This window comes from Arthrobacter sp. CG_A4 (assembly GCF_035985125.1).
Lineage (GTDB): Bacteria > Actinomycetota > Actinomycetes > Actinomycetales > Micrococcaceae > Arthrobacter.
The window spans coordinates 19,774-41,231 of record NZ_JAXCID010000039.1; the positions used below are offsets into that span (position 1 = coordinate 19,774).

Sequence of the window (21,458 nt, forward strand, 5' to 3'; positions counted from 1 at the left end):
GGCCCGTCTCTGAGCTGCCGGCGCCGCGGTTAGGCTGAGGCTATGACTCCCCACAACACGGCCCCTGCCGACACCACCGCCCTGATCACCGGAGCAACGGCGGGCATCGGGGCGGAATTCGCCCGCCAGCTCGCGGAGCAGGGACACAACGTGGTCCTCGTGGCCCGCGACGCGGCCCGGCTCCGGGCGCGGGCGGAAGAGCTGACACAGCGCTATTCCGTCCGGGCCGAGGTGCTCGCCGCGGACCTCGCGGACGACGGCGGGGTGGCCGCCGTCGTCGCACGGCTGACTGACCCGGCGCGTCCGGTGGAGATACTGGTCAACAACGCCGGGATCGGGCTGCTGCATTCGTTCGCGGACAACAGCATCGCGGACGAGACCAGGCACCTTAAGCTGCATGTGGAGACCGCCATGCAGCTCACCCACGCGGCACTGCAGGGCATGCTGAGCCGGCAGTCCGGCCGGATCATCAACGTCGCGAGCGTCGCGGCGTACCTGCCCCGGGGAAGCTATTCGGCCGCCAAAGCGTGGCTGGTCAGCTTCAGCCGCTGGGCAAACCTCGCCTACTCGAAGCAAGGCATCATGGTGACCGCGGTCTGCCCAGGCTTCACCCACACCGAATTCCACGACCGGATGGGCATGGACAAGAACGTGGCCCCGCGCTGGATGTGGCTGCAGGCCGAGCGTGTGGTCCGGGAGGGCCTGGCCGACAATGCCGGCGGCAAAGCGGTGTCCATCCCGACCAAGCGGTACAAAGTCCTGATTGCGGCCGTCCGGGTGCTCCCGGACAGGCTCCTGGCAGGACCGCCCCGGCGCGCCACGCAGGTTGCACGGACAGCGTCCAGACGCGCCAAAGGCCCGCCCGGCGTTCTTCCCCAATGGGTAGAACACGGAAGGCGGACCTCTTGGGCGGGGCTGTACTACAGAGTCCGGATTAGCCGGAGCGGATCAGGGTGATCCGGGCCGTGCTGCCAGAAAGGCAAGCTCAGGCCTGGGCCGGAACCTTTTCGGGTTCGCGGACCGCCGCTGAATCTGCTGCAGCTGCGGCAAACGGCATGTCCATGTGTTCCAGGTCGATCAGCGGGTTCTCGTCCTGGTTCGCGACGAGATCCCTGGCCTCAGCCTGGGTGTCCACGCTGGGCATGGAACCCGGCAGCGGGCGCCGGGCCGATTCCTTCAGGAAATAGATCGCCACAGCACCGATTGCCGAGGTGGCCATCAGGTAGTAGGCCGGCATCATGTCGTTGCCGGTGGCGCCGATGAGGGCTGCGACGACGAACGGCGTGGTGCCGCCGAAGATGGCTACGGAGAAGTTATACGCGATGCCCATGGCGCCGTAACGGCTCGCCGTCGGGAACTGCGCGGGCAGGGCCGAAGCCAGATTGGCGACGTAGAACGTCACCGGGAAGGCCACCAGGGCGAGACCCAGAAGGGTGGACCAGACGGATCCGACGCCGATCAGCAGAAAAGCGGGTATAACCAGCACAATGGTGCTGCCGGCCCCGATCCAGAGCACAGGGCGGCGCCCGATCCGGTCGGAGAGCTTGCCGGTGAGCGGAATGCAGAGGCTCATGATGACCAGCACTGGGATGGTCAGCAGGGTGCCGTGGACGGGGTCGTAGCCTTTGGATTCCGTGAGGTATGTGGGCATGTAGGACGTCAGGGCGTAACCGGCGGTATTCGCTGCTGCCACCAGGATCATGGCGACGATGAGCGAACGCCAGTAGGCCTTCACAATCCCTACAGGGCTCTTCGAGGCGGCGGCGTCGCTGGCGCTGGCGTCCTTGGAGGTCTCTTCCTGGGCGTCCAGGGTCGCCTGGAACTGCGGGGATTCCTCAATCTTGTTACGGAAGTAGATAGCGATCAGTCCCAGCGGGCCGGCAACCAGGAACGGGATGCGCCAGCCCCACTCCTCCATGGCGCCCTGACCCAGGGTCAGTTGCAGCACGGAGACGAGGGCGGCGCCCAGGGCGAAGCCGAGGTAGCTGCCCATGTCCAGGAAGCTGGCGAAGAAGCCGCGGCGTTTGTCCGGGGCATATTCACTCACGAAGGTGGTGGCGCCGGCGTACTCGCCGCCCGTGGAGAAGCCTTGGACGAGCTTGAGGACAACCAGCAGTGCTGCTGCCCAGATGCCGATCTGCGCGTAGCCGGGCAGGAGGCCGACGGCGAAGGTGCTTGCGGCCATGAGCATCAGCGTGGCCGCAAGAACCTTCTGGCGGCCGATCTTGTCGCCGAGCCAGCCGAAGACGACGCCGCCGAGGGGGCGGGCGATGAAGGTGGCGGCGAAGGTTCCCAGCAGGAACAGGGTCTGGACGGACTTGTCCGCTTCGGGCAGGAACACCGGTCCCATGGTGGTGATCAGGTAGCCGAACACGCCGACGTCGTACCATTCCATGGTGTTACCCACAATGGTGCCGCCGAGTGCTTTCTTGAGCATCGGCTGGTTGACGACGTTGACGTCGGACTCCTTGAGTCGACGGCGCGTCCGTGGCCTTGTTTTTCTGACACCCTTGGGTGCAATTTGGTTGGTTCCGCTGGCGTCCAGGACGCCTGCGGAAGAGTCGGTGGTGCTTCGGTCTTTGGGCATTTGGGCGGCTCCTATGGAGGTCATTTGCTTGCGACTTGTAGCTGCCCCGCTCCGGGCAGGCTTTCAATTTTACGCGATTTCTGTGGAATTTCCGAGTTCGGTGCCGTATCATCCGTTACTTTGGCCCCGGATCGGGGCCGATCGGCCGAATTCTTTTCCGCTGTTTCGCCGCCCCATTGCTAGGAAGCGGCGGCGTTCCCGGCGCCGACGACAAACTTTTTGCCGCGAAGGCCCCCGCGAACCGGATTCGGGCCTGATTCGGGGCTTCCTGCGGCGTCCGGAATGCACTAAGGGTTGGATCGCTTAGGGTTGAATCCAGCGCAGCGCTGATGAGAAGCCACACACAGGAGAGCAGTCCATGACGGGCAAAGACACCGAAAAAAGCAGCGAGACCAATAATGAACCCGGGGCCCAGGCCAAGGACGGCAAGCCGGGGACGCAGGAGGAGCAGGGGAAAGGCATCAAATCCCGCCTGACGGATGCGCAGAAGGAAATGCTCGCCAGCAAGTCGCGGGGCGGTGCCGGGTCCCAAAGCGTGGGCCACAGCCACAAGCCCACCCACGTCAGCGGAAAGCAGGGCCCGGCGGAAAAGAAAGTCCGCTGGTAGCCGCTACAGACAACTCACCCTTGCCGTCCTACCATGGTTGAACGCTGCATTTTACGGCGGTAACGCACGGCTTTTTGGTTGGTACAGCGTTTGTCGGCAAAGCGTTTATTGGTTCAGCGGAAGGGAAGAGCAATGGCGGAACACCATGCCGGAGACGGGATTGAGCCCGGAGTCGCCAGTCATTTGGCTGAATCGATGGATGATGCCCCGGGGCCGGAGACCACCCGCCCCGCGCCGCCCACGCCGTCCGATGGCCAGCAGTGGCCGGACGGAAACGGCAAACATCGGCATCCCAAGGAACACGACGTCAAGCACGGGCGGCCGGGACAGGGTGCCGCGGTGAACGCGGTCCACCGGATCACCCCGCCGGACACGCCGCACTCTTCATAGGAAAAGGCCACTTCCGTCCTGACTCTCCCCAGCCGGGGCGGAAGGAGTGATAGGTCCGGGACATCCTGAATTGGGTGTCCCGGACTTCGCTTTGTCCCCGTCTTGGCGGGCCCCCTCATGGCCAGCCTCCCCCACGGCTGGAGCCCCCTGACGGCCGGGTCCCCTCAGCCCTCCTCGAGCACAACGTCGGCCGGATCCTTGTCCGGCCGCCAGCCGCGCCAGACCGGGTGCCGGAGCTTCCCGCTGCCGGTCCATTCGCCGTAGGTGACCTCGCCGACGAGCGTGGCGCTCACCCAGTGCGCGTCCGAGGCGTCGGCCGCCGGCACCTCGGCGAAGGGGGAGGTCTTGCGGGGCAGGGCATCGAGTTTCTGCCGCAGTTCCTTGAGTTCGCGGGTGCTGAAGCCGCTGCCCACCCGCCCTACGTACCGGAGCTTCGGACCGTCCGGGATCCCCAGCAGAAGCGAACCCACAGACTGCTCGCGCTCGCCCTTCCCCGGCCGCCAGCCGCCGATCACCACTTCCTGGGTCCGCTCAAATTTAAGCTTGAGCCAGGACCGGCTCCGCGCACCGACGTAGCGGCCGTCCGTGCGCTTGGCCATCACGCCTTCCAGCCCCAGCTCCTCGGCGCTTTCCAGGATGCTGCGGATGTCGCCGTCGATCACGTCAGAGAGTTCCGCCGGGCAGCCGGAGGGGTGGAAAAACCGTTCGAGGCCCGCCCGGCGTTCGCTGAGAGGCAGGCGGCGGAGGTCTCTTCCGCCGTCGGCCAGCAGGTCGAACAGCATCAGCCGCACCGGCGTGGACGCCTGTGCCTTCGCGACGTCGGCGGGTCTGATGAGTTTCATCCGGCCCTGCAGCAGCCCGAAATCGGGACGCCCGGCCGGCCCGACGGCGATGATCTCGCCGTCGGCAATGAAGTCCTGCTCCGGCCAGCAGGAGCGGTCCGTCAGCTCCGGGTAGCTGGCGGACATGTCTTTGCCGTTGCGGCTGATGAGGCGGATCCTGTCCGCGTCACCCACCACCAGGGCGCGCACGCCGTCCCACTTCAGTTCAAACTGCCAGTCCTTGTCCGGCAGGTCCGCTGTGGTTCCGGAGCTGGCCAGCATGGGGCTGACGTCCGCCAGGTCCGGGGCAGGCTGCACCGGGCCACCGTCCCCGCTTACCGGGGCGGCCTCCGCCGGATGCCCCGGTTTCGACCACTCATTGTCCATCAGGTGGATGAGCCACTGGTCCCCGCCGCGGCCGGTGTGGATCAGGGCGAAGCGGCGGGTGCCACCGAGGCCGCCGTCGTCTGACCCCGTGAGGGTGGCGATGACTTCTTTGCCGGCGATCCACTTTTCGTAGTCGTAGTAGCCGCGGTCCCAGATACTGACGCTGCCGGCCCCGTACTGGCCCTTCGGGATGGTGCCCTCGAAATCCGCGTAGTCCAGCGGGTGGTCCTCGGTCTGGACCGCCAGATGGTTCGTCGTTTTGCTGGTGGGGACGCCCTTGGGCAGCGCCCAGGACACCAGCACGCCGTCGCGCTCCAGCCTGAAGTCGAAGTGCAGGCGGCTGGCGTGGTGTTCCTGGATAACGAACTTCTCCCGGCGGGTGCCGCCGTCGGGTTCCCGGTGCCGCTCGGCCGTGAACGGCTCCGGGGTGGCACCCGCGTTCCGCTTGGTGCGGTATAGCTCCAGCCGGGAGTCTGAGGCGCCGCCGCCGCCGTCGTCGTCCGGACCGGCAGACGGCGAACCGGCGGCCTGGCTGCCCGGATGCTTTCCGCCGGAGATGGCGGCGAACGGGTCCTTCCCGGCCCCCACCCGCTGCGCTACCTCCCGGTAGTCCAGCTGTTGCAGGGACGGGACACCGAGTTCGCGCCAGGTCCGGGGCGCCGCCACCAGGGGCCTGGGCCGCCCGCGGAGGGAATAGGGAACGATCGTGGTCTTCGCGGCGCTGTTCTGGCTCCAGTCCACCAGGACCTTGCCGGTGCGCAGGGTCTTCTTCATGTCGCTCACGGCCAGGTCCGGATGGTCGGCCTCCAGCGAACGCGCCAGTTCATGGGCGAACTCCGAGATCTGCTCTGAGCTTCGCGTCCCGTCCAGGGCTGCGTAGAGGTGGATGCCCTTGCTGCCGCTGGTCACCGGAACCGGGTCCAAGCCAACGTCCTGCAGGATGGCGCGGGCCAGCCTGGCGACCTCCGCGCACTCCGCCAGCCCGGCGCCCTCGCCGGGGTCCAGGTCCAGCACCAGCCGGTCCGGCGGTAGCTGGTTGCCGCGGGAATCCACACGCCACTGCGGGACATGGAGCTCCAGTGCGGCGATCTGCGCCAGCCAGGCAAGCGTGGCCGGATCATTGACCAGCGGGTACTGGATGGTGCGCTCCTTGTGCTTGATGGAAGAGCGCGGCACCCAACCGGGGGTCGAGTCGTCCAGGTTCTTCTGGAAGAACATCTCACCCGGGGCCGCGGCGGTCCCCACCCCGTGGACCCAGCGTTTGCGGGTGGCCGGCCGGTTGGCGGCTGCCGGGATCAGCACCGGAGCGACGGCGGCGTAGTAGGCCAGGACATCGGCCTTGGTGGTACCGGTCTCCGGGTACATGACTTTGTCCAGGTTGGTCACCACAATTTCGCGGCCGGCAACCCGGACCCGCTGTTTGCCGTTGGACGGCGGCTTCTCAGGCAAGGCTCTTCACCTCCGCGCAACTGTGAGGTTCACTTGATCCATGAGAGCCATCTGGAAAGGCGCAATAGCGTTCGGGCTGGTCAACGTGCCCGTCAAGGTCTACAGCGCGACTGAAGATCACGACATCAGCCTGCATCAGGTCCACAACGCCGACGGCGGCCGGATCCGCTACCAGCGCCGCTGTGAGGTCTGCAGCAAGATCGTGGACTACGAGGATATCGACAAGGCCTACGAGGAGGAGGGCCGCACCGTGGTCCTCAGCCGGGAGGAGCTCAAGTCCATCCCGGCCGAGAACAGCCACGAGATCGACGTCGTGCAGTTTGTCCCGGCCGAGCAGCTCGACCCCGTCACGTTCGAGAAGAGCTACTACCTCGAACCGGACTCCAAATCGCCCAAGGCGTACACGCTGCTGCGCCGGGCCCTGGAGGACACGGACCGGGTGGCCATTGTCCAGTTCGCCCTGCGGGAGAAGACCCGGCTGGGGGCCCTGCGTGTCCGGGGCGACGTGCTGATGCTGCAGGCCCTGCTCTGGGCCGACGAGGTGCGCGAGGCCAGCTTCCCGTCGCTGGAAACGTCCGTCCGGATCTCCGCCCAGGAACGGGAAATGTCCGCGGCGCTGGTGGATTCGATGGCTGCCGATTTCGAGCCGGACCAGTTCACCGACGACTACCAGGCCCAGCTCCGCACCCTGATCGAGGCGAAGCTGGACAAGGGCGAGTCGCTCGACACCGAGGAGACCTTCGGGCCCCCCGCCGCCGAATCCGGCGACGGCGAAGTGATCGACCTGATGGAAGCGCTCAAGCGGAGCCTGGCCAAGAAGCGCGGAGGTGGCGCGGCTTCCGCGGCGGACACGACAGCTGCCAAGCCCGCCGCGAAGGCGACTGCCAAGCCCGCCGCGAAGGCAACGGCGAAGGCGGCGGCGGCCAAAGCCGGATCCGGTGCTGTCAAGGCCGCGTCGACGACCGCCGCGAAAACAGCCCGCCCTGAGGCCGCCGTGAAAAGCACGCGCAAAGAGGCTTGAGCCCAGGCTGCGGCCCGCGGGCATCGGGATCAGGAGTTCCCGAGCACGGAAATGTGCCCGCTTTCCGTCGTCGGCATGGCTACCGTGGCCGCTGGCCGTAGAGGGGTTCGAACATCGCCTCGACGCCTTCCTGCACTCCTGCCACGGTTCGCCTCTGCTGGACTGGTACTCGTTCTGCGGCGCCCTGGGGTGGAAATGCCGCGAATCCCAAACTATCGGCGCAGGAGTGCTGTGACAAGCACGTAATACGTGTGCTTAGGGCGGAGGTGCGGGGCATGTCCGGGCGGCCGCCGCATGTCAGGCTGCTATTCGGCGTCGTGGTCCGTTTCGAGGATCTGGACCAGACGCTCCAGGGCGCCGTCGGCGCCGTCGCCCTCGGCGCGCAGCACCACAACCTCGCCGTGCGATGCGCCGAGGCTCATCAGGGACAGGATGCTGGCGGCGTCCATGGCCTCGTCTTCCGGTTCGCCCAGCCGGGCGATGGTGATTTCGAGATCGAACTCGCCTGCGGCCTCGGCAAAGATGGCGGCCGGGCGGGCGTGCAGCCCTACGCGGCTGGCTATGGTGGCGTTGCGTTCGGTCATTTCTGCTCCTTGTATATCAACGTGCGAGTTCTCGGGTGTGGAACTGGGGCCGGCTCGGCTGCGTCAGACGGAAACGGGAACCGGTTCCACCGTATCAACGGGCTTCTTGACCGCCCAGCGCTTGAGCGCGATCACGGCCAGCGCGCTGACAATGGTGCCGGCGATGATCGAGATCACGAACATCAGCAGGTTGCCAATGGCGAAGAACACGAAGATACCGCCGTGGGGGGCCTGCGAGGTGACGCCAAAGGCCATGCTGAGAGCACCGGTGAGGGCGCCGCCCACCATGCTGGCGGGGATGACACGCAACGGGTCGGCCGCGGCGAACGGGATGGCGCCTTCGGAGATGAAGGAGGCGCCCAGCAGCCACGCAGCCTTGCCGTTCTCGCGCTCGGCCAGGCTGAAGAGCTTCCTGTCCAGGACTGTGGCCAGGGCCATCGCCAGCGGCGGGACCATGCCGGCAGCCATCACGGTTGCCATGATCTGCCACGGCGCCTGGTTGCTGGCGCTGCCGGCGCTTAGGCCGGCGACGGCGAAGGCGTAAGCCACCTTGTTGACCGGACCGCCGAGGTCAAAGCACATCATGAGGCCAAGGATGATTCCCAGCACCACGGCGGATGCCCCGGTCATGCCCGAGAGCCAGCTGTTGAGTGCTGCGCTTAGGCCTGCGATGGGACCGCCGAGAACCAGGAACATCAGGCCGGAGGCAAAAATGGAGGCAAGCAGCGGAATGATCACCACAGGCATCAGGCCGCGGAGCCAGCGCGGGACCTGCCAGGTCCCGATCAGGTGCGCCATGTAGCCCGCGAGCAGGCCGCCGACGATGCCGCCGAGGAAGCCGGCACCCATAAAGCCGGCGACGGCGCCGGCGACGAAGCCCGGCGCAATACCCGGCCGGTCGGCGATTGCGTAAGCGATGTAGCCCGCCAGCGCGGGAACAAGGAAGCCCATGGAGAGGGCGCCGATCTTGAACAGCACCGCGCCGAGGTAGATCGCGAGGCCGCCGTCGGGAAGGTTGCCGAAGTTGTTCTCCAGCACCACTTTGTCGGCGACTTCGGTGATGTCGTAACCGCCGAGGAGGAAGCCCAGTGCGATCAGCAGGCCGCCGCCGGCGACGAAGGGGATCATGTAGCTGACACCGGTGAGCAGGGCCTTCTTCAGCTTCTGGCCGATGTGCTCGCCCTGTTCCTCGGCGTCGTGCTGGGCCTGTTCCTCGGCGCCATAGTGCGGCACGCGGCGGGCGTACGGGTTGTCCGCCGCCGCGAGGGCTTCCTGGATCATCTTCGCCGGCTCGTCGATGCCGCGCTTGACGGGCGCGTTAACGACCGGTTTGCCGGCGAAGCGCTCCTTGCCGCGGACGTCCACGTCCACTGCGAAGATCACGGCGTCGGCGGCGGCGATGACCGCAGGGTCCAGCGGCTTGGCGCCGGAGGAGCCCTGCGTCTCGACCTGGAGGTCCACGCCGGCTTCCTTGGCCGCGGCCATGAGTGAATCGGCGGCCATGTAGGTGTGCGCAATGCCGGTGGGGCAGGCGGTGACTGCCACGAGCCGCCTCGGTTCCCTGCCCGCGGAGCTTGCGGCCCCGGATGTGGAGGTGGCAGACACCGCAGCGGCGGCCGGAGCCGCGGAGGCGTGGGCCGCCGGCTTGTCCGCCAGCGCGCCTTCGACGAGTTCCACAACGTCGGCCTGCGACTTGGCGGCGCGCAGGGCCGCGGTGAAATCTTTCCTGATCAGGGACCGGGCCAGCCTGGAGAGGAGCTTGAGGTGCTCCTGGTCCGCGCCTTCGGGTGCCGCGATGAAGAAGATCAGGTCCGCGGGGCCGTCTTTGGCGCCAAAATCGACCGGGCGGGAGAGCCGTGCCATCGCAAGGGTCGGTTCGGTGACCGCCGTCGAACGGCAGTGCGGGATGGCGATCCCGCCCGGGACGCCGGTGGCGGTCTTCGACTCCCGGGCGAAGGCGTCGGCGAAGAGGCCTTCGGCTTCGGTGGCGCGTCCGTTGGCCGCAACTTTGCCTGCCAGGTGCCGGATCACGTCCGCGGGCGAGCTGCCCAGGTTCTGGTCGAGCTCGACCAGTTCGGTAGTAATGAGCTGAGTCACTGTCAATCCTTCCGGAGGGCCGTGATGGTTACGGCATCGGGGGTGGTTTGGTGGACTGCCGGGACTGTGGAGCCCGGCAGCGAAGCGGCGGCGGCCCCATGGGCCACCGCCTGACGGAGGCAATCGGCCGGGGCGGCGCCCCGGCTGGAGGCGAGGAGGTAGCCGGCCAGCGAGGAATCGCCGGCTCCTACCGTGCTCACGGCAATGACCGGCGGGTGCGTGGCCAGCCACGCGCCGTCGGCCGTCACAAGCACCGCGCCCCTGGCGCCGAGTGTGGCCAGTACGGCACCCACTCCGGAACGCACGACGGCGGCGGCGGCCGCCGCGGCAGCCGCCGGATCAGCTTCGAGCTCCTCGGCGGATTTGAGCGTTGCGAATCCGGCTGCGGCAGCCAGCTCCGCCAGTTCCTCGGCATTGGGTTTCAGCAGGTCCGGTTTTCCCGCTGCGTCGCCGGAGATGGCGGCGGCGAGCGGTCCGCCGGAGGAGTCGACGGCGATGTGGGGTGCCGCATTGCCGTGATCCATGGAGCGCAGCCGCCGGGTGACGGTGGCGTAGAAATCGGCCGGGACCCCGGGCGGGAGCGAGCCGGCCAGGACCACCCAGCTGGCACCGCGGGAGTGTTCCAGCAGCAGCCCGATCAGGGCCTCTTGCTGGTCCACACTCAGAACCGGGCCGGGTTCGTTGATTTTTGTGGTGACGCCGCCGGGCTCGGTGAGCGCCACGTTGCTGCGCAGCGGCTCCCCGATGGGGAGGGCGGCAAAGGGGACGTCGCCCTCCCGCAGCCCGGCGAGGACAGGATCGGCTTCGGCGCCGGGCAGCACGGCGATGGTCGTGAGCCCGGAGGCGACGAGGGCGCGGGACACGTTGACTCCCTTGCCCCCGGATTCCTGCCGGACCGAGACAGCACGTTGGACTTCGCCGCGGAGCAGGGGTCCGGGCAGGGCCACCGTGCGGTCCAGGCTCGGGTTGGCGGTCAGGGTGACAATCATGCGACCACCACCTCGACGCCGGCGTCCGCCAGGGCTTCGGCCAGCTCCCGGCTGGGGTTCGTATCAGTGATCACGGTATCCAGATCTTTCAACGAAGCGAACTGGACCAGCGTTTCGGCGTCCAGCTTGGATGCATCGGCCAGCACCACAATGCGGCGCGCCGAGTGGACGAAGGCAGCCTTAACAGCGGCTTCTTCAGGATCAGGAGTGCTCAGCCCGAAAGCTGCATGGATGCCGTTGGTGCCGATAAAGGCGATGTCGGGACGGATCCGACGAGCGGCTTCCACGGTGGACTGGCCAACGGCGGCCTGGGTGATGCCGCGGACCTTGCCGCCCAGCAGGTGCAGGGCGATGCCGGGTTCGCCGGACAGTTTTGTCGCGATGGGCAGCGAGTGGGTGATGACCACCAGTTCCGCGCCGGGCTCTGAGCTGGCGGCAGTCGCGGCCATCCGGGTGGCCAGGAGTGCCGCGAGGGCCTCGGTGGTGGATCCGGCGTCGATCAGGATGCTGCCGGTGCCGTCCCGCGGGATGAGCGCCAGGGCGGCCTCGGCAATCCGGGTCTTTTCCGGTTGCCGTTGGACGATCCGCACCAGGATGCTTTCCTCGTTGGTGCTGAAACGATCCGCGGACACGGCCCCGCCGTGGACCCGGCGCACGCTGCCGGTTGTTTCAAGGGCGGCGAGGTCTCTGCGGACGGTTTCGGTGGTGATGCTGAAGCGCTCCGCGAGGTCCGTGACGCTGGCCCGGCCGCTGCCGGCAATGAGTCCCACGATCAGCTGTTGGCGTTCCTCGGCGAACACTGGCTCTCCCTTGCGTCAGTACTGCGGACCCTCCTGCCGCCTCAGTGATCGCCATCACACGAAGTGGAGTTGCTTGACTTTATCTTTGAATATGTGGCTTTGTCAATGGAAAGCAACAAGAACGAAGAATGGTTCGCCCGTTCCGCGGGGGACATGTCCATTTTTCGCGCCGGGGAATGGGCAGAGTGGGATTATGTCCAGCCGTGGCCCCGGGCGCGGGGCATGTCCGCCGGGGCGGGCAGGGTGGACGGGCCGGGCGGGGCATGGCCTTAATGCCGGAAGCCGGGCCGGACCTCACGGTCCGGCCCGGCTTCAAGGTGTTTCGCTCCGGGTGTCTCGCTCCGGCGCCCGCGGGTGCCGTGGATCCAGGGCTCAGATACCGGCGTCCCGGCTCTCGTTCCGGGTGATGGTCTCGCCCGTGTTGGGGTCAACGACGGAGCGGGTTTCGCTGACCCGGCGGGTGCGGCTGCGGCCGGGGGAAGCCAGGACCAGGGAGGCGATCAGTCCGATCACACCGACCGCTATCAGAATGTAGCCGACCATTGTCTGGTCGACGTTTGGGATCAGGCCCGGGGTGATGGCCCAGGCGAGGATGGCGCCGAGGGCGATGAGGAAAACAGAGGAACCGATTCTCACGACTTGCTCCTTTTGTCCGGTGGGACGATGGGTGTTGCTAAGCATGCTGTCCAAAGTCACGCTACAGCCCGATACCTGGCGTTTCAACGCTTTCTGACTGCGCCCCGCCGGGGAAATCCTGCGTGCCGGCGGCCACCGCCTGCTTTTCTGCGCCGATTCCCGGCACTGCGCCCGACCCCGTAGCGAAGTCTGTGGCGTGCCCGGTGCGGCGGGCGGCACGTATTCTTGAAGGGGGCCTGGCATTAGTTTTTCAAGCACGCCCGCCCTCGCACTCGCGGCGGGCCTCACAGAAGCATGGTTGGAAATGTCTGAACTTATCCCCAGGGTTGTCGTTACCGGATTGGGCGCGGTGACCCCGGTGGGCGGTACCACCGACGAGACTTGGTCCGCGCTGTTGGCCGGGCGCTCCGGAATCGCGGCGCTCGACGATGACTGGGCGCAGGGACTGCCTGTCCGGATGGCCGGCCGGGTGACCGCGGATATCGCTTCGCAGCTCTCCACCCCCGAATACAAGAGGATGGACCGGTGCGGACACCTGGCGCTCATTGCAGCCAGGGAAGCGTGGGAGCAGGCCGGCCGCCCGGATGCCGACCCGGAGCGCCTGGCGGTGGTGATCGGCTCCGGCTACGGAGGCCTGGACACCACGCTGGAGCAGGCCAGGACTCTTGATGCCAGCGGCCCCCGCCGGGTCTCCCCGCACACCCTCACCCGGATCATGACCAACGCCCCGTCCGCCTGGGTCTCCATGGACACCGGCGCCAAAGGCGGTGCAAGGACTCCGGTGAGCGCGTGCGCCTCAGGGGCGGAAGCTATCTCCCAGGCGGCGGACATGATCCGGGCCGGGTCCGCGGACGTGGTGATTGCCGGCGGTGTGGATGCCTGCATCAACGGCCTGATCATCAGCGGATTCGCGCAAATCCGGGCGCTGTCCACGCGGAACGATGACCCGCTGTCCGCATCGCGGCCCTTCGACCGGGACCGGGACGGCTTCGTGCTGGCGGAAGGCGCCGCAATCCTGGTGCTGGAACGCGAAGACCATGCGGTCGCCCGCGGCGCCGACATATTGGGCGTCGTCGCCGGGACCGCGGTGACGTCCGACGCCGTCGACATCGTCGCTGCGGATCCGGCCATGCAGCGCCGCGTGATGGAAAAAGCAATTGCCGCGGCAGGACTCGCGCCGGAGGACATCGGCCTGGTCCACGCCCACGCGACCTCCACCCCGGTGGGGGACCGTCTGGAAGCGGAAGCCATCAAGGCCGTCCTCGGAAAGCAGGTTCCGGTCACGTCAACGAAGTCACTCACCGGGCATCTCCTCGGCGGCGCCGGAGCGCTCGGGGCCCTTGTGGTGGTCCAGGCGTTGCGGACCGGAGCATTCCCGGGCACGCGCAACCTCGAAGACCCGGACGAAGGTATGGAGCTCAATCTCAGCCAGGAAACAGTCGCAGGCCTCCCTGCCAGGGCAGGACTGGCCAACGCCTTCGGCTTTGGCGGCCACAGTACGGCCCTGGTAATCACCGAAAGCTAGGCTGTCCCCATGGAGACAGTCGTCTGGTCAAAGCCGGAACACGAACGCGCCGGCACGCCGCTGCTGGTCATGATGCACGGCTACGGCACCGACGAATCCCGGATGGTGAAACTCTTTGACAGCCTGCCGTCCGGGCTCAGCTGCGCCGCGCTGCGCGGCCCCAAGGAGATCGGCGACCACTCCGGCTGGTTCCTGCTGGACTACTTCCTGACCCATGACTTCGCGGACGTCATTGCGTCCACGAACGCCGTGTTCAGCTGGATCGACACCGTCAAGGCGAAGCACAGCAGCGTGAGCCTGCTGGGCTACTCCCAGGGCATGGCCATGGCCAGTACCCTGCTGCGCCTGCGGCCCACTCAGTTCCGGGCCGTCGTCGGGCTGTCCGGGTTTGTCCTGGACAACGAACTCCTGGCCCTGAGCGAATCGTTCGAGACGCCGCCGCCGTTCTTTTGGGGGCGGGATAAGGACGATGTGATCATCAACGACGCCGCCACGGAACACACCGAGGAATGGCTGCACGGGCACACCCAGCTCACGGCGCGCAGCTATCCCGGAATGGGGCACTCCATCTCCAAGGCCGAGCTTGTGGACGTCAGCGCTTTCCTGCGCCATTACGCGCTGCGCTGAGCGGGGCTCCCGGCCGGAAAGTCCCTTCGGGCACCAGGACCCCGATGATCCGTCGCCATTCGTCCATTTGCGAGCCAATTTTGCCAGCCTTTATACTCGGGGTCGGCCATGTTTGCGGCCGACGACGACCGGGGGAGGAAAGGGCAGGCCCCCGTTCTGCAGGCTAAGACTATGCTGCAGGCCAAGACCCCGTGCCTTACCGTCCAGGCCCGAATCAACACGGACACCGCACCCCCTGGCGCCAGAGCTGCCGCCGCGAACCTCGAGAGTTGCGACGCAGCCGCCCTCCGGACGCACTTGAATTCCCCGCGCAACTTCTTGCCCCCGCGCAAGGACCTGCAGGACTTTACACGGGCCCACGCCAAAGCACTCGCCCGGGGCCGGCCGCGGCCCGCACAATGTCACCCCCGGTGTGCCCACGACGTCACCCCGGTGCGTCGATGGCTGGCGCCCCACCGTCCCCACCGCCTTCCGCCCCCACGGATCCGGATGCCCACCTATCCGGATGCCACCGTCTGAAAGGACCTTCGACCCATGACTGAGCTTCCCGACGCTAGCTGGACCGGCGCCTCCGCCATCCTCTTTGACCTCGACGGCGTCCTGACCCCCACCGCGACCGTGCACGAGCGCGCCTGGCAGGAACTCTTCGACGGCTTCCTGCAGACGGTCCCCGAGGCCGCAGGCTACCGCGAGAGCGATTACTTTGACCACATCGACGGCAAACCCCGCTTCGACGGCGTCCGCGACTTCCTCGCGTCCCGCGGCATCGTCCTGCCGGAGGGCCCGCCGGACGACGATCCCGCGCACAGCACGGTCCATGGCCTGGGCAACCGCAAGAACAGGGTCTTCAACGACATCGTGGAAGCGGGTGGAGTGAAGCCCTTCGCAGGCTCCGTCCGCTTCGTCGACGCCGTGCTGGCCCGCGGACTCAAGCTCGCCGTCGTCTCCTCCTCCCGCAATGCCCCGGCCGTCCTCAAGGCAGCCGGACTCTCTGACTACTTCCCGGTGGTGGTGGACGGCGTCGTCGCGGTGGCCGAAGGGCTGCCCGGCAAGCCCAGCCCGGCCACCTACGACTACGCGGCCCGGCTGCTGGGCCTGCCCGGCGAGGAATGCGTCGTCGTCGAGGATGCCGTCTCGGGTGTTCAGGCCGGAAGAGCGGGGAGCTTCCACTCCGTGATCGGCGTGGACCGGGGAGCGGGGCGGCAGACACTGCTCGACGCCGGCGCCACCGTCGTGGTCAACGACCTCGCCGAACTGCTCTAGCTCCGCACGCACCGCACGACTCCTCGCCGCACGACCTTCACCGCAGCACCTCTCCGCACTGCTTTACCGCCCCAAAAGGAATCCCCACCATGGCCCTCATCACCGCTGACCGCGCCCGGTTCCCCAACGACCCCTGGCAGCTCGTCGAGACCGTCCACCTCCCCGGCAACGCGGGCACCCTCGAAACGCTCTTCAGCCTCGGCAACGGGCACCTGGGCATCCGCGGCGCGCATTGGGCGGCCGCCGACGCCGATCTGCCGGGCAGTTTCATCAACGGCTTCCACGAGACCTGGGACATCAAGCACGCCGAAAATGCGTACGGCTTTGCCCGCACGGGCCAGCGGATCCTCTACATCCCGGACGCGAACAACTTCACCGTGGTCATCGACGGTGAAACGCTGAGCCTGGACGAATCCACCGTGCTGGACTACCGGCGCAGCGTTGACTTCACCACCGGCATCTACGAATGCCGGATCACCTGGCAGTGCCGCTCCGGCGCCACTGTGACCACCACGGAACGCCGCGCCGTCGGTTACCAGACCCGCGGGGCGCTCGGCATCTCGCTGGAGCTCGCCGCGGACCGCGAGATCTCCGCGGACGTGACGTCCTCCGTGATCAACCGCCAGGACCAGCCGGTGGAGGACCACTCGGCGCATGACCCGCGCCGGTCCGGCCGGCACGCCGGACGTGTTCTGCTGCCGCTGCGCCTCGACGGCGGCGACGGCTCGCTGCGCCTGTCCTGGGAAACCGCCGAGTCCCGGCAGCGCATCGGCATGGCCGTGGACCACTGGACGTCCGCGGGACTGCAGCCCTTCGACACCCTGGTGCACGAGGATGACAGCAGCGTCCGCTACGTCCTGGCTGTCGGCGCGGACCAGCCGTTCGTGCTGGAAAAGAGCGTCAGCTACGCCGTCGGACAGTCCTCGGCGGACCTGGCCGACGACGCCGAAGCCGGACTCAAGCCGATCGCGGAGATCTTCGCCGAAAGTACCGCGCACTACCGCGACTACTGGACCACGAGCGACATCGTGCTGGCCGGCCAGGCCGAGCTTCAGCAGGCCGTCCGCTGGAACCTCTTCCAGCTGGCGCAGGCAACGGCGTGCGCCGACGTCGCCGGCATCCCGGCCAAGGGCGTCAGCGGCTCCGGCTACGAGGGGCACTACTTCTGGGACCAGGAGGTATACCTGATGCCGTACCTGACGTACACCAGCCCGGGGAACGCCCGCCAGGTCCTGGAGTTCCGCCACGCGATGCTGCCCGAGGCCAAGATCCGTGCCAAGGAGCTTAGCGTCGACGGCGCCCTCTTTCCCTGGCGGACCATCAACGGCCTCGAGGCCAGCGCCTACTACGCCGCCGGCACCGCCCAGTTCCACATCGCCGCCGCGATCGCCTTCGCCACCAACCGCTACAGCTGGGCCAGCGGCGACCAAAATTTCCAGGAATCCCTCGGCTCCGAGCTGCTGGTCGAAACCGCCCGGATGTGGGTCTCGCTGGGATTCTTCGGCAAGGACGGGCTGTTCCACATCCACGGCGTCACCGGCCCGGATGAGTACACCGCCGTCGTCAATGACAACCTGTACACAAACGTTATGGCGCGCTTCAACCTGCGCGCCGCTGCGGCGCTGGACCACCCGGAGATCGACGACGCCGAACGCCAGGTCTGGGAGCAGGCCGCCAACCGGATGCAGCTGCCCTACGACGAGGACCTCCAGGTCCACTCGCAGGACAACGACTTTATGACCCTGGAGCCGTGGGACTGGAGTACCCCGCGGTCGCAGTACCCGCTGCTGCTGAATTTTCACCCCCTGGTGATCTACCGGCACCAGGTGCTCAAGCAGGCCGACACCGTGCTGGCCATGTTCCTGCAGTGGCAGGACTTCACCGCCGAGGAGAAGCGCCGCGCCTTCGATTTCTACGATCCGATCACCACCGGCGATTCCACCCTGTCCGCGTGCGTCCAGGGCATCATGGCGGCCGAAGTCGGCTACGGCGCGGCCGCGCTGGAGCACTTCACCCACGCGCTGTTCATTGATCTGGACGACACCCACGGCAACACGATCGACGGCGTGCATATCGCCTCCACCGGCGGCGTGTGGAGCTCACTGGTCAGCGGCTTCGCCGGCCTGCGCGACCAGGGCGCGGTGCCGTACTTCGACCCGCGGCTGCCCGCTGAATGGGACGGACTCGACTTCCACCTGAAGATCCAGGGCCGGCTGCTACAGGTCGGGCTGGAACAGGGCGCCATCAGCCTCACGGTCCGCGAAGGCGCCCCGCTGGAGGTCGACGTCCGCGGCGAGCTGATCACCCTGGACCGCGATCCGGTGCGGGTGCCGCTGGCACCCGTGGCGACGCCCGAGCCCACGATCTTCCCCAGCGGACTCCCGACGGCGTCCATCCCGATCGTGCGCGCCGGCGTCTAAGCCTTGCTACAGCAACGCGGGGTCACTTAGCGCCCATTCCGGACCGCCGGACGGGCGCTAAGTGACCCCGCGTTGCTTCGGACCGGGCCGCGCCGGGCTCGACGCTTCGGAGCCGACCGGGGTATCCGGGGTATCCGCGTTAGCGGGGGCGACCTGGGCATCGGGGGTATCCGCGGCGGCCGGGGCGTTATCGCCGCGGTGCAGCGGGTGGGAAATTTCGTCTGCCGGCATCCTCGCCACCAGCATGGCGACCACGGCCATGACGGGGCATACAGTTCCGGCCACGAGGAAGATCAGCCACACCGGCAGGACCTCGGCGGCGGGGCCGGCGAGGGCCATGGAGACCGGCATGAGGGCCAGCGAGACGAAAAAGTCCAGGCTCGAGACCCGGCCCAGCAGATGCGGCGGGACCCGGCGCTGCAGCAGTGTCCCCCAGATGACCATGCCGACGCCGCCGGTGGCGCCGAAAATGAACAGGGCGGCCGCCAGGGCCCAGAAGCTGTCCATGATGCCGACAGCGGCGATCGGCAGGCTGCCCGCACCCCAGCTCACCATCATGACGCTGAGGTAGCGGCGCGGGAGCGGGAACGAGGCGGTGGCCAGCGAGGCCGCGGCTCCTCCGACGCCCATGATCGCGAGCAGGAAGCCGAACATGCGGGAGTCTCCGCCGAGCTGGTCCCGGGCCACGAACGGTACCAGGACCTCGATGGGGCCGATCAGGAACAGCACGGAAATGCAGGCCCACAGCAGGGTCCACAGCAGCCACGGCGTCCGGACGGTGTAGCTGACACCCTCGCGGAGATCGTGCAGCAGAGACGTCTTGGCGCGCGCCTGACCGGCGCCCTCCTCGCGGGCTGCGCTGCTTTTGCTGTGGGGTGCCGGTGCGGCTGCCAAAGGCCGGCGCCGGAGGAAGTTCAGGATTGAAAAGGCCAGCAGGTGGCAGGCCGCAACCCCCGTGACGGCGTACGCAGGGGACAAGGCCGCCACCAGGATGCCCGCCACCGCCGGACCGGCGGCCTGTTGCAGGATAGGCCGTATGGTGCCCTCCATGCCGTTGGCCGCGAGGAGGTCCTCGGCGGGCAGGATCCGGGGCAGGATGGCCGAGTAGGCGGGAAAGAAAAAGGCCGCCCCGACGCCGAGCACAAACGCCCCAAGCGCCAGATGCCAGAGCTGCAGCAAGCCCGCCATGGCCAGCCCGCTGATGGTTGCGATGACGGCCAGGTTGGCGCCCTCCACCGCGATGATCAGGAGCCGCTGCGGCAGCCGGTCCGCCGCGATGCCGCCGGCCAGGACAAAGGCGACTAAACCCACGCTGCCGGCCGCGGCCACGAGGGAGAGTTCCAGCGGGCCTCCGCCGAGGTGGATCACCTCGTAGACCATCGCAACGGCCCACATCCCGGAACCGAAGATGGAGATGGCCAGGGCCGCGATCAGCACCCGGTATTCGCGGTGCGCGAACGGGCGGAGGGCTCTCAATGCGCGCATGGATTCAGTCTAGGTGTCCGGCCAGTTGGAGGAACGGCGGATTTCGATTGCCAAGGACCGGATGGAATAGGCGGCGGACCGTCCGGGTTGCCGCCTAATAGGACGGGCTACCTCATCGAGACAGCCCGTTCCGACATACTGGGCCCGGACCGCCTTCAAGCTGATCGAATGCGGCGGCCGCGGCACTGATCGAGCTTCACTAGCCAGAAACGGAGATGGTGGATTTATGACTGCCTACAAGACAGTAAACCCCGCAACCGGAGAAACGATGAAGGAATTCCCGCTCGCGACCGCGGGCGAGGTGGAGCAGGCGCTCGCAGCCTCGAAGAAAGCCTTCGCCGACTGGCGATCGGCCCCGGTGGAGGCCCGTGCCAAGGTCATTGCCCGGGTGGCCGAGCTGTACCGGGAGCGGCGGGACGAGCTGGCCTGGCTGATCGCCACCGAAATGGGCAAACCACTGGCCCAGTCGCGGGGCGAGGTGGGCCTCGTGGCCGACATCTACTCGTATTACGCCGAAGAAGGCCCGTCCTTCCTGCAGGACGAACTGCTGGACGTCAAGGGCGGCGGCGAGGCCGTTGTCCGTTCCGCACCCGTCGGCCCGCTCCTGGGCATCATGCCGTGGAACTACCCCTATTACCAGGTGGCGCGGTTCGCCGCCCCCAACCTGGTCCTCGGCAACACCATCCTTCTCAAGCACGCCGGCAGCTGCCCGCAGTCTGCCCTCGCGATCGAGCAGATCTTCAAGGATGCCGGACTCCCGGAGGGCGCCTACATCAACGTGTTCCTGAGCAACGAGCAGGTAGCCGGGGTGATCGCCGATGACCGCGTCCAGGGTGTCTCGCTGACCGGAAGCGAGCGGGCCGGAGCGGCCGTCGCCGAGGTGGCGGGCCGGAACCTGAAAAAGTACGTGCTGGAACTGGGCGGCAGCGATCCGTTCATCGTGCTCGACTCCGACGACCTCGATGCCACTGTCAAGGCCGCGGTCAGCGGCCGGATGGGCAATGCCGGGCAGGCCTGCACCGCCTCGAAGCGGTTCATCATCCTCGAGGACCTCTACGAGGCGTTCGTGGAGAAATTCACCGCCCGGATGTCCGCGATCAAGCCGGGAGACCCGCTCCTGGCGGACACCCGGTTCGGCCCGCTCTCCTCGCAGAGCGCCGCAGACGGCCTGATCGAACAGATCCAGGACGCCGTGGACAAGGGCGCAACCCTGAGGACCGGCGGACACCACGTCGACGGCCCCGGCGCCTTCGTGGAACCCACCGTGCTCACTGACGTGACCCCGGGCATGCGTGCGTTCTCCGAAGAGCTGTTCGGCCCGGCAGCGGTCATCTACAAGGTGGGCACGGTGGAGGAGGCCATCGAACTGGCCAACGGTTCCCCTTATGGCCTCGGCGGCGCGGTCTTCAGCGCCGACGCAGAGAAGGCCAAGGACGTGGCGGACCGGCTGGACACCGGCATGGTGTTCATCAATTCCGTGGCCGAGACGCAGGCGGACCTGCCGTTCGGCGGGGTCAAGCGTTCCGGCGTCGGGCGTGAGCTGGCTCGATTCGGGATGAATGAGTTCGTCAACAAGAAGCTCATCCGGACCCCGCGCTAACCCCAATGCCGTTCGGTTAGCGGCCTGGGTCCGGCGTCAAGGCTGTGGGAGATCGGCGTGTCACCGGGTTAAGCTGGCGTGGCTCCTGTTTGAGTAGTTCGGTCCTCCAAGACTGATCTACCCATACGGGAGCCACGATGTCCGATTCTGCCATTAATCATGCTCCGGGG

At 67.4% G+C, this 21,458-nt stretch carries 17 protein-coding genes; 9 read left to right on the top strand and 8 right to left on the bottom strand.

The genetic code is table 11. The features are described from left to right. Window positions 1-42: 42 nt before the first annotated feature. Window positions 43-957: an SDR family NAD(P)-dependent oxidoreductase gene (locus RCH07_RS15050; protein ID WP_442784843.1), complete on the top strand. Its 915-nt coding sequence runs from the start codon at window positions 43-45 to the stop codon at window positions 955-957. Between the two features lie 28 nt (window positions 958-985). Here the strand turns inward: RCH07_RS15050 and RCH07_RS15055 are convergent, their stop codons facing one another. Next, a complete protein-coding gene (locus RCH07_RS15055) occupies window positions 986-2,587 on the bottom strand; it encodes an MFS transporter (RefSeq protein WP_326968293.1) in 1,602 nt (533 codons plus the stop codon). Between the two features lie 358 nt (window positions 2,588-2,945). Here RCH07_RS15055 and RCH07_RS15060 point away from each other — a divergent pair, with 358 nt between their 5' ends. Further along, complete coding sequence (locus RCH07_RS15060) at window positions 2,946-3,194, top strand: hypothetical protein (protein WP_326968294.1); 249 nt, start codon at window positions 2,946-2,948, stop codon at window positions 3,192-3,194. A gap of 132 nt (window positions 3,195-3,326) precedes the next feature. Next, complete coding sequence (locus RCH07_RS15065) at window positions 3,327-3,584, top strand: hypothetical protein (protein WP_326968295.1); 258 nt, start codon at window positions 3,327-3,329, stop codon at window positions 3,582-3,584. 164 nt (window positions 3,585-3,748) lie between these two features. Here the strand turns inward: RCH07_RS15065 and RCH07_RS15070 are convergent, their stop codons facing one another. Then, on the bottom strand, window positions 3,749-6,241 hold the full coding sequence (locus RCH07_RS15070) for an ATP-dependent DNA ligase (RefSeq protein WP_326968296.1): 2,493 nt from the start codon (window positions 6,239-6,241) through the stop codon (window positions 3,749-3,751). Between the two features lie 40 nt (window positions 6,242-6,281). On the opposite strand from RCH07_RS15070, the gene ku reads away from it, so the two are divergent. Further along, on the top strand, window positions 6,282-7,262 hold the full coding sequence (ku, locus tag RCH07_RS15075; protein ID WP_326968297.1) for a non-homologous end joining protein Ku: 981 nt from the start codon (window positions 6,282-6,284) through the stop codon (window positions 7,260-7,262). 305 nt (window positions 7,263-7,567) lie between these two features. Here the strand turns inward: ku and RCH07_RS15080 are convergent, their stop codons facing one another. From RCH07_RS15080 to RCH07_RS15100, 5 genes are all read right to left on the bottom strand, one after another. Beyond that, complete coding sequence (locus tag RCH07_RS15080) at window positions 7,568-7,846, bottom strand: HPr family phosphocarrier protein (protein ID WP_326968298.1); 279 nt, start codon at window positions 7,844-7,846, stop codon at window positions 7,568-7,570. 63 nt (window positions 7,847-7,909) lie between these two features. Then, window positions 7,910-9,943, bottom strand: a complete 2,034-nt coding sequence (locus RCH07_RS15085; protein ID WP_326968299.1) for a PTS fructose transporter subunit IIABC — start codon at window positions 9,941-9,943, stop codon at window positions 7,910-7,912. A gap of 2 nt (window positions 9,944-9,945) precedes the next feature. Beyond that, window positions 9,946-10,932 carry a 1-phosphofructokinase family hexose kinase gene (locus tag RCH07_RS15090; protein ID WP_326968300.1) on the bottom strand — a complete coding sequence of 329 codons (987 nt, stop codon included), beginning with the start codon at window positions 10,930-10,932 and terminating at the stop codon, window positions 9,946-9,948. Continuing rightward, entirely contained in the window at window positions 10,929-11,732 is an 804-nt protein-coding gene (locus tag RCH07_RS15095) for a DeoR/GlpR family DNA-binding transcription regulator (protein ID WP_326968301.1), read from the bottom strand. Before RCH07_RS15095 ends, RCH07_RS15090 begins: the two co-directional genes overlap by 4 nt. A gap of 372 nt (window positions 11,733-12,104) precedes the next feature. Beyond that, entirely contained in the window at window positions 12,105-12,368 is a 264-nt protein-coding gene (locus RCH07_RS15100) for a DUF6458 family protein (protein ID WP_326968302.1), read from the bottom strand. A 304-nt stretch (window positions 12,369-12,672) separates the two neighbouring features. On the opposite strand from RCH07_RS15100, the gene RCH07_RS15105 reads away from it, so the two are divergent. From RCH07_RS15105 to RCH07_RS15120, 4 genes are all read left to right on the top strand, one after another. Beyond that, on the top strand, window positions 12,673-13,893 hold the full coding sequence (locus RCH07_RS15105; protein ID WP_326968303.1) for a beta-ketoacyl-[acyl-carrier-protein] synthase family protein: 1,221 nt from the start codon (window positions 12,673-12,675) through the stop codon (window positions 13,891-13,893). A gap of 9 nt (window positions 13,894-13,902) precedes the next feature. Continuing rightward, the gene (locus RCH07_RS15110) at window positions 13,903-14,520 is read left to right on the top strand and encodes an alpha/beta hydrolase (protein ID WP_326968304.1); all 618 of its coding nucleotides are present in this window, start codon (window positions 13,903-13,905) and stop codon (window positions 14,518-14,520) included. 534 nt (window positions 14,521-15,054) lie between these two features. Beyond that, on the top strand, window positions 15,055-15,783 hold the full coding sequence (locus tag RCH07_RS15115; protein WP_326968305.1) for an HAD family hydrolase: 729 nt from the start codon (window positions 15,055-15,057) through the stop codon (window positions 15,781-15,783). Window positions 15,784-15,872: 89 nt separating this feature from the next. Further along, a complete protein-coding gene (locus tag RCH07_RS15120; RefSeq protein ID WP_326968306.1) occupies window positions 15,873-18,203 on the top strand; it encodes a glycoside hydrolase family 65 protein in 2,331 nt (776 codons plus the stop codon). A gap of 57 nt (window positions 18,204-18,260) precedes the next feature. Here the strand turns inward: RCH07_RS15120 and RCH07_RS15125 are convergent, their stop codons facing one another. Next, entirely contained in the window at window positions 18,261-19,688 is a 1,428-nt protein-coding gene (locus RCH07_RS15125) for an MFS transporter (RefSeq protein ID WP_326968307.1), read from the bottom strand. A gap of 226 nt (window positions 19,689-19,914) precedes the next feature. On the opposite strand from RCH07_RS15125, the gene RCH07_RS15130 reads away from it, so the two are divergent. Further along, a complete protein-coding gene (locus RCH07_RS15130) occupies window positions 19,915-21,288 on the top strand; it encodes an NAD-dependent succinate-semialdehyde dehydrogenase (protein WP_326968308.1) in 1,374 nt (457 codons plus the stop codon). Window positions 21,289-21,458 lie beyond the last annotated feature (170 nt).